At 45.1% G+C, this 12,312-nt stretch carries 9 protein-coding genes; 8 read left to right on the forward strand and 1 reads right to left on the reverse strand.

The features are described from left to right. The first annotated feature begins 8 nt into the window (after nucleotides 1–8). From RJ41_RS13305 to RJ41_RS13335, 7 genes are all read left to right on the forward strand, one after another. Complete coding sequence (locus RJ41_RS13305; RefSeq protein ID WP_039221615.1) at nucleotides 9–1,049, forward strand: Gfo/Idh/MocA family oxidoreductase; 1,041 nt, start codon at nucleotides 9–11, stop codon at nucleotides 1,047–1,049. A gap of 197 nt (nucleotides 1,050–1,246) precedes the next feature. Continuing rightward, a complete protein-coding gene (locus RJ41_RS13310; RefSeq protein WP_039221926.1) occupies nucleotides 1,247–2,059 on the forward strand; it encodes a DeoR/GlpR family DNA-binding transcription regulator in 813 nt (270 codons plus the stop codon). 2 nt (nucleotides 2,060–2,061) lie between these two features. Then, complete coding sequence (gene glmS / locus RJ41_RS13315) at nucleotides 2,062–3,894, forward strand: glutamine--fructose-6-phosphate transaminase (isomerizing) (RefSeq protein ID WP_039221617.1); 1,833 nt, start codon at nucleotides 2,062–2,064, stop codon at nucleotides 3,892–3,894. Nucleotides 3,895–4,168: 274 nt separating this feature from the next. Then, nucleotides 4,169–5,155 carry an LLM class flavin-dependent oxidoreductase gene (locus RJ41_RS13320; protein ID WP_039221619.1) on the forward strand — a complete coding sequence of 329 codons (987 nt, stop codon included), beginning with the start codon at nucleotides 4,169–4,171 and terminating at the stop codon, nucleotides 5,153–5,155. 124 nt (nucleotides 5,156–5,279) lie between these two features. Next, nucleotides 5,280–6,302: an ABC transporter substrate-binding protein gene (locus RJ41_RS13325; RefSeq protein WP_039221622.1), complete on the forward strand. Its 1,023-nt coding sequence runs from the start codon at nucleotides 5,280–5,282 to the stop codon at nucleotides 6,300–6,302. Between the two features lie 19 nt (nucleotides 6,303–6,321). Further along, the gene (locus RJ41_RS13330; protein WP_039221625.1) at nucleotides 6,322–8,247 is read left to right on the forward strand and encodes an ATP-binding protein; all 1,926 of its coding nucleotides are present in this window, start codon (nucleotides 6,322–6,324) and stop codon (nucleotides 8,245–8,247) included. Nucleotides 8,248–8,351: 104 nt separating this feature from the next. Further along, entirely contained in the window at nucleotides 8,352–9,428 is a 1,077-nt protein-coding gene (locus tag RJ41_RS13335; protein ID WP_039221628.1) for a GGDEF domain-containing protein, read from the forward strand. Nucleotides 9,429–9,451: 23 nt separating this feature from the next. Here the strand turns inward: RJ41_RS13335 and RJ41_RS13340 are convergent, their stop codons facing one another. After that, nucleotides 9,452–10,450, reverse strand: a complete 999-nt coding sequence (locus RJ41_RS13340) for an NADP-dependent oxidoreductase (protein ID WP_039221630.1) — start codon at nucleotides 10,448–10,450, stop codon at nucleotides 9,452–9,454. Between the two features lie 387 nt (nucleotides 10,451–10,837). Here RJ41_RS13340 and RJ41_RS13345 point away from each other — a divergent pair, with 387 nt between their 5' ends. Continuing rightward, nucleotides 10,838–12,196 carry an OmpP1/FadL family transporter gene (locus tag RJ41_RS13345; RefSeq protein WP_039221633.1) on the forward strand — a complete coding sequence of 453 codons (1,359 nt, stop codon included), beginning with the start codon at nucleotides 10,838–10,840 and terminating at the stop codon, nucleotides 12,194–12,196. The last annotated feature ends 116 nt before the right edge of the window (nucleotides 12,197–12,312 follow it).

The following is a 12,312-nucleotide window of genomic DNA, read 5'->3' on the forward strand; positions in this document are numbered from 1 at the left end:
GATATGCGATGATATCTACCCTTCTGGTTGGCTTTGGATTTTCCGCCACAACCTTTCATTTGCCATTTCTAAATTATCTACCGCAGTTCTCTGTCGATGTGGTTATCTCTTCAAAACCTGATGTGGTTAACGCAGTTTTACCCCATGCTGAAGTGTATGGCTCGTTGGAAGAAGCGCTTAAAATTCACGATGTAGACTTGGTGGTTATTACAACCCCAAATCACCTTCATGGGCCACAGGCGAAACTGGCATTAGAGCACAGTTGTCACGTATTGGTAGAAAAGCCATTTACATTAGATAGTGAAGAAGCAGAAGCTTTAGTAGAGCTTGCACATTCTCAAAATAAACAGCTTTGTGTTTATCACAACAGACGTTTTGATGGCGATTTTCTTACGATTAAGCAGCTAATTAACGATGGAAAACTTGGCGACATTAAACGTTTGGAAAGCCGCTTCGATCGATTTCGCCCGGTACCACGAGACAGGTGGCGTGAAAATGCAGGGCCAGGAAGCGGTATCTTCTGGGATTTGGGTCCCCACTTAATCGACCAAGCGCTACAGCTTTTCGGCGAGCCGGAAGAAGTGTCGGCAAACATACAGGCCTTGCGTGAAAATGGGCAGTCAGACGACACGTTCGATGTAACTCTTCACTATGTTGATAAAGTTGTAAAACTAGGTAGTTCAGCCTTTCAGGGAGGAGCAACATTGCGCTACGACTTGCAAGGCACAAAAGGCAGCTTTCGAAAGTTCTATTTAGATCCGCAAGAAGATCAATTGCGTGGAGAGCTATCCTTTGATGATGAACACTGGGCGATTACAAAAGATAACGAGCATGGCGTGCTAGCTGTGGTCAATGAAAGCGGCCAGCTAGTTGAAGAGACGGTGACAACATTGAAGGGTGAATATCTCACGTTTTTCAATCGCCTTGCTCACGCTATTGAAGACGGTAAATTCTCGCCGGCTGACGCAAGTACGGTCGTACCTGTTATCAAAGTCATTGAGCTAGCCATAAAAGCGAGTGCTCAAAAGAAATCGCTGGCGTTTAATTAAACAATTACCTTGATCGTCGTTTCAATTTAACTTACGATACTTTCACTTTAAAACTAATATCTTTCGTTTTGAAAGTTATGGTTGAATGTTGAAGATGTGTTTGCGGACTGTTTTGCAGACTTTTCATGGCTTGTTCTCAATTGGAACAAGGCGTACAGGAAGGTTTAGCGAGAAGGCAGCAAGAGCATGAGGTTATATTGAAAAGTAGTAAATCAGTTGAACAGCGCCGCCAGCAGATAGTGGCGTGGGTGAAAGAGCATGGTCAATCACAAGTTGAAGATTTGGCTGTGCGTTTTGCTACGTCTGAAGTCACCATTAGAAAAGATCTCGCAGCCCTTTCGCAGCAAGGTTTACTGATTCGACAGTTTGGTGGCGCAGTGCCTGTACCATCATCTACCAACTCAAATGCTGGGCCATCTCAATTTATTACCAATGACCCTTCCACGAATTCAACTACTAGCCCAGCAATTAACGCTATAGGCCAACTTGCAGCGAGCTTGGTTAAACCAGGCAATAAGCTCGTTATAGACTGCGGGTCTACCACCGCATCCATCTTGCCCCATTTATCCCATATCGATGATTTAGTGGTAATGACCAACACGTTATCAACCGCCAATTACCTTACTCAAAGTGAAAAAGAGCCGACGGTGTTAATGGTAGGGGGCACATGGGATGCCCAATCTCAGTCGTTTCAAGGCGCTATGGCTGAACAGTTGGTTAGTGCCTATAGTTTTGACATTGCGTTTATTGGTGCCGCGGGCATAGATGTCAACAGAGGCACCACCACCTTTAACGAGCTTATTGGTGTAACCCGCGCCATGGCTGTAGCGGCGAGCAAGGTGGTGATAGTAGCCAGCTCAAAGAAATTAACGCATAAAATGCCTAACTTAGAGCTAAGCTGGAAAAACATTTCTGTTTTGATCACTGATGAAGGCATTTGTGAACAAGACAAACTTAATATTGAAAATCAGGGCGTGACAGTACTTATTGCAGCGCCGAGTGGAGAATAGTTATGTGTGGAATAGTTGGCGCTGTAGCTGAGCGAAACGTAGTTGAAATCCTATTAGAAGGTTTAAAAAGGCTAGAGTATCGCGGCTATGATTCAGCTGGCGTAGCGCTACTGCAAGGCGACGGCACGCTTACACGTATTCGCCGTACAGGCAAAGTACAAGAGCTTGCTGATGCGGTTGCAGAAGGTGAAGCACTTGGCACAACTGGAATTGCTCATACCCGTTGGGCAACGCACGGTGGTGTGACTGAAGCGAATGCGCACCCACACTTTTCAACTGAACGTGTAGCTGTTGTTCACAACGGTATTATTGAAAACTATGTTAACTTAAAAGCACAGCTAAAAGAGCAGGGCTATACCTTTACCAGCGACACCGACACAGAAACTATTGCTCACACCGTACACGAAGAGCTTAAGTCAGGTAAGACTTTACTAGACGCTGTGCAAAGTGCCGTTAAAACCTTCCACGGTGCGTATGGCACCGTTATCATGGATAAAGAAGACCCAAGCCGCGTGGTCGTTGCACGTTCGGGCAGCCCGCTAGTCATTGGTTTAGGGCTTGGCGAGAACTTTATTGCTTCGGACCAAATGGCATTATTGCCAGTGACACGCCGATTTATCTTTTTAGAAGAAGGCGATGTGGCAGAGATTACTCGTCGCGACGTTAAAATCTTCGATAAAGACGGCAATGCTGTTGAACGAGAAGTGATTGAGTCGAATATCGAGCACGACGCGGGTGACAAAGCGGGTTACCGCCACTATATGCTTAAGGAAATTCACGAGCAGCCAACCGTTGTGCGTAATGCGCTTAAAGATCGTATTGACGAAAACGGACTTACCGCAGACATATTTGGTAAAGGTGCTGACGAGATATTCAAAAAAGTACAGCATGTACAAATTATTGCCTGTGGTACCAGCTACCATGCGGGTATGACGGCGCGCTACTGGCTAGAGCAATATGCAAATGTGTCGTGCAACGTAGAGATTGCATCAGAGTTCCGTTACCGCAAGTCAGTGGTGCATCCAAACAGCCTGCTTATTACTATCTCTCAATCAGGTGAGACAGCCGATACGTTAGCTGCCCTTCGCTTAGCCAAAGAGCTGGGCTATATGTCTAGTTTGACTATCTGTAACGTTCAGGGTTCGTCATTAGTACGCGAGTCAGACCTTGCATTTATGACCCGCGCTGGCGCGGAAATTGGCGTTGCGTCTACCAAAGCTTTCACTACTCAGCTCACTGCGTTCTTAATGCTTACCCTAGCACTGGGCAAAGAAAACTGCATGACAGACGCTGACAGCAAAGCTATTGTATCTGCGCTTCACAGTCTACCTGCAAAGCTTGAAGAGACCTTAGCGATAACTGGTGGCATTGAAGATTTAGCTGAAGAATTTGCAGATAAGAACCACAGCTTGTTCCTAGGTCGTGGCGATCAATACCCTATTGCCATGGAAGGAGCGCTTAAGCTTAAAGAGATTTCTTATATTCATGCGGAAGCGTATGCGTCTGGTGAATTGAAACACGGCCCACTTGCACTTATTGATGACGAAATGCCCGTTATTGTGGTTGCACCTAACAACGAACTCCTCGAGAAGCTAAAGTCGAACGTTGAAGAAGTACGTGCTCGTGGCGGTATTATGTATGTATTTGCGGATAAGGATGCGGCGTTTGAAGGTGATGAAACCATGCGTGTTATTGACGTACCGCACTGCGACGAGCCAATTGCACCTATCATCTATACCTTGCCGTTACAGTTATTGAGCTACTACGTAGCGCTAATTAAGGGCACCGACGTTGACCAGCCGCGTAACTTGGCGAAGTCGGTTACGGTGGAATAAAGTACACTGCTGAAGCGCTTTTTCGTGCTCACGAACAAAGCCTGCGACTGACAAAAGCGCAGGCTTTTTTGTTTTCAATAGGCGAGTATTGGCTGCTAATTAAGTGGCTTTCCTGCAAGCCCATGACTCACTATTATTTCACTTCTCTTTCCACCACTCTCACTTCATCGATAAACCTTCTCCATCCATCTTACTTTGTCAGGTAAGGCAGTTGTAAAACGAGGAGTAAGGTCATACCTAGAAGTCATACCAAGTTTCAACATTGCGAGGCAACATGGCTATCCCATACTCACTGCTAGATTTAGCGCCAATATCTGAAGGGTTTGGCGTAAAAGACGCGTTAAACAATTCAAAGTTAATGGCTGTGGAAGCTGAGCGCTGTGGCTATGAACGTGTATGGTTAGCCGAGCATCACGGCATGCGTGGTGTTGCCAGTTCTGCCACCTCAGTAGTGTTAACGCACATTGCTAACGCTACCTCGACTATTAAAGTGGGGGCTGGCGGTATTATGCTGCCAAACCATGCACCTTTAGTCATTGCTGAGCAGTTTGGCACCTTGGCTGAATTATTTCCCAATCGCATAGAGCTTGGACTTGGCCGTGCACCAGGCACTGATATGGCAACCGCACGCGCGCTTCGTCGTAATTTGCAAAGCGATGTAGACAGTTACCCAGAAGATATTCAAGAACTTCAGCACTACTTGGGTACACCGCAAGACGGGCAGCCAATTGTTGCAGTACCTGGGGCAAATACTCATGTCCCCCTGTGGTTGCTTGGCTCTAGCTTATACAGTGCCCAAGTGGCGGCAAAAATGGGGCTGCCATATTCGTTCGCCTCGCATTTTGCGCCCGATGCGCTGTTCGATGCGCTTCATGTGTACCGCAATATGTTCAAACCGTCGTCTCAGTTATCAGCGTCAAAAGCGATGGCTGGTGTAATGGTGGTGATTGCTGAAACCGATGAAGAGGCTGAACTCCTATTCACGTCAGTGAAGCAGCAATTTATGAACATGCGACGTGGTCTTAACAGGCCCTTCGCTAAGCCTATGCCTGACTTTGACGAATATTGTACGGCGACTGACGAAGCAATGTTAGCAAATGTATTGAGGTATGCGTTGGTAGGGTCGAAAGAAACGGTGCAAAACAAGCTGGCTCAGTTTGTTGAAACGACGGGTGTTGATGAAATTATCGTGTCGATGCCGATTTACGATATAGAAGCGCGCTTATTTAGCGTTAACGCATTTGCGGAAATCGCATCTTAGTTTTTAGAAAGCTATTCCCAGTATTGAATATTTGGTAATAACTGCCACTATGAATGACCTTCGAATAACTTTATGATACGCCTATATGTGCGTATTTTCAGTTAGTTGTGTTAGGTTCACAGTCATGACAAAGGTCTGGTTTTCTCTTCTTTTCGCCTTATCTTCTTTGATGTGGGGCGCTACTGCTGCCTCTGCGAACGAAACCCTGGACCTGATTATTCTTGAAACACTGCCTGCTCCAATTGTCGCTGATTCGCGGGCCGCGTTCGAAAAGGAACTTGCGCGGATAATGCCCGATCACGAGATTAACGTAACATCGTATAACGCCGAAGGCTCTGAAGTTCGTGCTAAGGAGATACTTACCGAGCTTGCACAAAACCCAGCGCCTGATCTTATTGTATCGGTGGCGACCCTTGCCACCAGAGCGCTGAATGCGTCTGAAGAGTTTGTTGATGTACCTAAGCTGTTTATGGCGGTCTCAGCACCGGTTGAAGAAGGAATAGTTTCTGCTATTGGTGCGGTTAGTGAACGCAACATGACGGGCGAGTCACACGTGCTTGACGCAAAGGTGAAACTAGACATGTTAGAGGGCGTGCTCAGAGCGTCTAAGCCCTCATCGCTTTTTACCATCGGTCTTGTCCATTCTACATACCCATCGTCAAGTAACTTGGTTAATCAACTTCTGGCACTGAATGGTGACTACGAGAACATAAATCTTGTTGCTGTTAGTACACCGTATATAGAAGGCGATGATGGACTGGTTGAAATGACTGACAGCATCATCAACAGCTTGCAGCAAAAAACAAACGAGCTGGATGGTTACTGGCTTTCATCTGGGCCGCTCGCTGAATCGAATGACTTAGTAACAAAGGTAAAAGAAGCTACGGGACTGCTTCCTTTATTCGCAGAAAGCATTTCCTCTGTGAAAGAAGGCGCGCTTCTTGGCGTAGTATCTGAGCCAGCGAGTATTGGTAAATCAGCTGCAAGAAAAGCCAAGCTAATTCTTGAGAAAAAATCGGCGAGGGACATTCCCGTTGGTAAAATGGATACGTACACTGTAGCGGTAAATGTGTCTACAGCAATCAAACTACAGTTGCCCATTCCTTCAAATTACTTGAAGCTGTCAAAAAAACATGTGTATCAATAAGGCCTAATTAGAAGTAAGTATGCGGATTAAATCGAAACTGCTGGTTATCTACATTCCAATTTTATTAATTGGTATGGCACTTACTGGGTATTGGGCTTATTTGACGGCGTACGATTCAGTACGCGAAAGAGAATATCAGCTCCTCACTCAGACGCTTACATTAAACGTCTTAGAGATCATCGACGAAAGACGTGAACTGCTTATTGAGTCGGGCCTAGAGAATGTGCCTGTGTTTCGCGAGGCCTATCAAAAGGAAGTGTTTGAAGAGCTAAAGTCGTTGCAGCAAGCCACCGACCGCCACTTTACTATCAGTGACAAGAGTGCCGATACCGTGGTGTTTAGTACGATGGAGCACACTGTGGTTCCTAATGTCGAAGATGCGACAATCGCAACCATTGCCAGTCGTAAGGTCGCCTTCGGTGAGTCGAATATTAACGATGCTGACGTGTTATTTGCGTGTGCGGAATTTGCGCCGTGGAATTGGAAAGTTACCGTATTGCAGCCTGCTGATGCACTGCAATCTTCCCTATCTACTATTGCGTGGCTAACGTCACTAGTAACGCTATTTGCTGTCGTTACTGTTAGTTTGCTTATGGGAAGAGTCACACAGGTGTTTGTTGTTGCTCCTATCGAAAAAATAAAATCAGCAGCAAGTCGCATTGCCCTTGACCATAAGAAGGTCAGTATAGACTTACAGCAGAACGACGAGTTAGGTAGTTTAGCGCGAGACGTTGAGGCAATGTCTGGTGAAATAGAGCAATACGTTGCTCAAGCTCAGCAAGCAAACCGCGCAAAAACCGATTTTCTTGCAGTGATGAGCCATGAGATTCGCACGCCGTTAAACGGTATCCAAGGACTGGCAACGCTGCTTTTAGATACACAACTTTCTGACAAGCAGCATCAGTATGCCAGCGATTTGAAATCATCGGCGTCTATTCTAGCTAACGTTATCAACGATGTTCTAGATCTCTCAAAGATTGAATCAGGTATGTCAGAGGTTGACGTTACAGAGTTCGATCTTGACGCAATGCTGAATGACCTTATTACGCTACTGGGTACCAATGCTAGCGCCAATAGTACGCGTTTGGTTTACAAAAGTAAGAACATGGAATCGGTGGCAGTAACCAGTGATATTACGAAGTTACGCCAGATAATCATTAACTTGGTGAGTAATGCAATTAAGTTTACTCATAAGGGCACTGTGACTATTTCCGCCAAACTCAAACAGCCTTCACGGGATACCGTGAGCGAGAACCATTTGGTAATTGCAGTTAAGGATACCGGTATTGGCATTGAGCCAGACAGACTCGGGCATATTTTCGATAAGTTTACGCAGTCCGATTCATCAATTACGCGTAAATACGGTGGCAGTGGGCTAGGTCTTGCTATTGCAAAGCAGCTTGCACAAATATTAGGTGGTGATATTAAGGTGGTGAGCAAAGTCGGTGAAGGTTCATGTTTCACCGTTACCGCCAACGTGCAGAGTCGTCGCATGGTGGAGACGTCGGCCGATTTAGATTCCGCGCGACAAGCAGAGCGCGCTAGCTTACCAGAAGGTATTAAAGTTCTGTTGGCTGAAGATAATGCCATTAATGCTGTGGTAGCACAGGCACTTTTAGAACAGCTAAAATGTGATGTTGAGCACGTTGATAATGGGCTGAAAGCCGCTGCACGAGTAGAAGAGGGCGGTATTGATGTTGTTTTCATGGATGTGCACATGCCAGTGATGGACGGCATTGAAGCGACAAAACGCATTCGAAAGCTTGATGGAGAGCTTAGCAAAATCCCAGTTATAGGGCTTACCGCCGAAGCATTCAAAGAGCGTCACGTGTCATTTAAAGAAGCAGGGATGGACGACATAGTGACAAAACCTGTCACCGTAGAAGCACTCCAAGAAAGTTTGTTAAAACTGGCGCTTAACCAAGAAGTCTCTGATAATAGTTAAAGTGATGCAGCTTCAGTAATTTGAAGTTGTAAGAGCCCGTGGGTGATTTCACCATGGGCTAATATATAGATGCTTTAACAGTAACTGATTGCTTAAGGTGGCGTGTGCAAATCAATAAACCCCGCGAGCTACTTCGGCTGAGAATTGCGCTGATCATTGGTGCTGTACTTGTGCTTGCCTTTATGGCTGCTGACTTGATGCTACTACCAAGCAGCATGTACGAGCTGTACATATTCGACCGCTTACTTCTTCAATTCCCTATAATACTCGTCGTTGTTGTACTCTCCTTCTGGCGCAGATTCATTCAGCATCGAGCCTACATTTTCGCTGGGTTACTTATTGCGCTTTCTTACAGCAACTACTGGTTAATATGGGTTTGCTGGGAAGAGCACAGCTTCATTTTCCCCTACGAGGGCACCATTTTATATGCTTTCTTCTGTGTGTTTGCGCTGGGTATTGCCTTTAAATTAGCGCTAGCAGCCAACGTCATCAACATTCTGGGTTTCTTGGGGTTAATGTGGGTTGCGCCGGTTTATGGTGACAGAGTTCCAATTTCAATGGCATTTGTATCTGGGTCTTTGTTTATTTGTGTCTATGCCCGTTATCGGTTAGATCGCAGCGTACGCATGTTAAAAGAAACCAATGACAGGCTACTTAAACTTAGCAAATTTGACCCCTTATCTGATTTATTGAATCGGCGTGCGTTACGAGAGCAGAGTGAAAAACTGTTGGCGTTGAGTAAGCGTCATAAAGTGTCGATGGCCGTGATGATGCTCGACTTAGACGACTTTAAAAAATATAACGACTGTTTTGGTCATCAGCAGGGTGATGAAGCCATAAAAATACAAGCCCGCATTATGAAGCAGGTCTTTAAGCGAGAGACAGATATATTAGGTCGGTACGGTGGCGAAGAGTTTATTGTTGTATTGAGCGACATTCAGAAAGAACAAGTTGAGAAGCACTGTGATGCGCTTTTGAACAAGTGGAAAGAAGCCGCATTAGAACATGCACAAGATGCAAAGCATCCTTTAATGAGTTGTTCCATTGGTGTGGTGTTTGCCAAGTCGGCCGAGAACATGTCAATTGATTGCCTTATTGACGAAGCAGATAAAGCACTTTACGAAGCAAAAGAAAAAGGTAAAGCCCAGTTTGTATTAAATCAGGCGCAGTACTTAGAATAACACTGCGCTTTTTTACGATTGGCTTACAGCTTCACAATCATCTTGCCGGTGTTCTTGCCTTCAAACAACATATTTAGGCCCTTCTCGGCGTTCTCTAAGCCTTCCACAGTGTGTGCACGGTACTTGATTTTACCTTGCTGAACATAAGGCGAAAGCTTTTGCAGTAGTTGTGGAATTTCACCCCAGTGATCAGGCATAGCAAAACCGCGAATGTTAATTCGTTTTTTAATCAGCGGGATCCAGTTCGGGCCCGGTGACGGCTTTTCAGACTGGTAATCGGCAATCATTCCACATACCACAATTCGGCCATGGGCATTCATTCTGTTAAAAATGTGCTGCTGAATAGGACCGCCCGTATTTTCAAAGAAGACGTCTATTTTATTTGGTGTTAGTTCGGCTAACTTTTCTTCTAAATTGTCAGTTTTGTAGTTTATAGCGCCATCAAACCCAAGCTCATTAACAATCCAATCGGCTTTGTCTTCGCTTCCTACTACGCCAATTACACGCAGCCCGTCTGCTTTAGCAAGCTGACCTACAATTGAGCCCACAGAACCTGCTGCACCCGTAACAATAAGTGTCTCACCTTCTTTGGGCTCGCCAAAGTTATATAAACCTGTTGTGGCCGTTAGGCCTGGTAGTGCAAAAACACAAAGAGCCATTTCCTCAGTAATGCCAGGCTGAAGTTTGTTAAAACCAGAACCGTCACTGAGCACATATTCACTCCAGCCAGTCATTCCCATAACTTTGTCGCCAACCGAAAAATTAGGGTTGTTAGACTCAACCACTTCGCCCACACCGCTTGAGCGCATTACATCGCCAAGCTCTACAGGTGGAATATAACTCTCTCTGTCTTCACTCATCCAACCTAACATCGCAGGGTCTAAAGACATATGAGTTTGCTTTATCAAAATTTGACCGTCTTTAGGCGTGGGAATTTCGAGCTCTTTGCTTTCAAATAAATGTGGCCCAATTTTTCTGTCATGGGGGCGATTAACGAGTGTAATTGCTTTGTATGTTGACATGGTGTCCTCCTGTTACAAGCACAAATGGTCGACGTCTAATCGAATGTAAAAGCGCGTCGCTAAACACGGTTGCATCTGCGCTGTTTAAAATAGGGTGGGGGGTTATAGACATAAACACAACCTATAACACAGCCTACTTATAAATTTGAGTGAAACCTTTTTGCATTTCCAATAGGTGTTAGTGATAGTTAATTAAAATGGTGTTAACAATATTGAGATCTTTCGTTAACGCTGTTTTATCAAAGTTGCTTATAAATGCGTCGAAATTGTAGCTATAATTGTAAAAAATGCGATAAAAGTGCGTAAATGGCGTTTACTTGCATTGAACAAAAGTACTCAGATCCGTAGAATGCCCGTGCAATTTTCCCCTTTTACAATGAGTATCTTATGAAGCAACAGTTTTCTTTACGTGCCTCAGTTTGCTTAGCGCTTGCTACCTTAGCCTCTTCTTCAGCGCTGGCAGCTGGTTTCCAAGTTAATGAACACAGTGCAAACGGTCTAGGCCGTGCCATGGCTGGTCAAGCGGCTAAGCCAGAGAATGCCTCCATTTTAGCAACTAACCCTGCAGCGATTGGTGTATTTAAAGAAGCTGAGTTCAGTGCATCAGTAAGCTTTATCGATCCGAATGTAGATATCGATGGTGATGTTAGCTATGCGTTAGGCGAAGCCCCAGTTGGCCAACCTAGGCCAGCAGCAGAAGACAACATTGCAGATACTGCTTTTGTTCCAGGATTCTTTTATGTAAGCCCAATTAATGAAAAGCTATCTGCTGGTGTAGGTGTATTCACAACCTACGGCCTTCGTTCAGATTACTCTGATGATTTTGGTGCGCTGCATTTTGCTGACACAGCTGAAGTAAAAACGGTAACCCTAAACCCTGCTGTATCTTACAAAGTAAATAAACAGCTTATGGTTGGTTTTGGCTTGAACATTACTTATGCAGAAGCTGAAATTGGCTCTGGTGTATCAAACACCCTTGCAGGCACGGTTGCTGCCCTAGCGCCAACAGCAGAAGCGTTAGGCATTACTTTGCCTACCCTTACTCCTGGCAACTCATTGTTTAGCATGGAAGGTGACGATTGGGGCTATGGTTGGAACGCCGGTATTTTCTGGCAGCCAACTGATATGACTAATGTTGCGCTTTCATATCGCGCGGAAACGAAACTAGAACTAGAAGGCGCGGTATCTTCAGAGACGCCAGTGTTTCCTATCAACTTAAACCAGCCTGGTAGTCTAGATTTGAACCTTGCTGCGATTACAGAGCTAGCGATTGATCAAAAAATTGACAATCAGTGGTCTGTACAAGCAAGTGTTACTTTCACTGACTGGAGTACGTTTGAGAAGCTTGAAGCTAACCTAGAAGACGGCATCGATTTCCTAATTAAAGAAGAGAATTTCGACGACTCATGGCGAGCAGCGCTTGGTGTAACTTACATCCTAAACGATGAAATTACCCTTCGTGCTGGCTATGCTTATGATGATGGTGTGGTATCGGTAGAAAATCGCTCACTAAGTATCCCAGATACAGATCGTCATTGGTTCTCTGGTGGTATGACTTACACGGTAAGCGAAGATACATCAATTGACGTGGCTTACGTATTCATTGATGGCCGTGAAGCGAATATCGACAAAGATAGAACGATTCTAAGCAATGTTCTTCCTGGTACTGACTTTACTACTAACTTCTCTGGCACACAGTCAGCTACTGCGCACATTCTAAGTGTTCAAATGAACACTCGCTTCTAATTTCTAAGAAGCCAAGTCAAATAAGAAAGGCAGCGTATTTACGCTGCCTTTTTGTTAATTACCTATGCACACTGGTATAACGTCGCATTTTTTATGTGCGATGGGGTCTTGCGTGC

This window comes from Alteromonas marina (assembly GCF_000808575.1).
GTDB lineage: Bacteria > Pseudomonadota > Gammaproteobacteria > Enterobacterales > Alteromonadaceae > Alteromonas > Alteromonas marina_A.

What these genes read in the sequence shown, in the direction of transcription:
- RJ41_RS13305 (WP_039221615.1), top strand. Translation starts at nt 9, where the DNA reads ATGATATCTACCCTTCTGGTTGGCTTTGGATTTTCCGCCACAACCTTT.
- glmS (WP_039221617.1), top strand. Translation starts at nt 2,062, where the DNA reads ATGTGTGGAATAGTTGGCGCTGTAGCTGAGCGAAACGTAGTTGAAATC.
- RJ41_RS13320 (WP_039221619.1), top strand. Translation starts at nt 4,169, where the DNA reads ATGGCTATCCCATACTCACTGCTAGATTTAGCGCCAATATCTGAAGGG.
- RJ41_RS13325 (WP_039221622.1), top strand. Translation starts at nt 5,280, where the DNA reads ATGACAAAGGTCTGGTTTTCTCTTCTTTTCGCCTTATCTTCTTTGATG.
- RJ41_RS13330 (WP_039221625.1), top strand. Translation starts at nt 6,322, where the DNA reads ATGCGGATTAAATCGAAACTGCTGGTTATCTACATTCCAATTTTATTA.
- RJ41_RS13340 (WP_039221630.1), bottom strand. Translation starts at nt 10,450, where the DNA reads ATGTCAACATACAAAGCAATTACACTCGTTAATCGCCCCCATGACAGA.
- RJ41_RS13345 (WP_039221633.1), top strand. Translation starts at nt 10,838, where the DNA reads ATGAAGCAACAGTTTTCTTTACGTGCCTCAGTTTGCTTAGCGCTTGCT.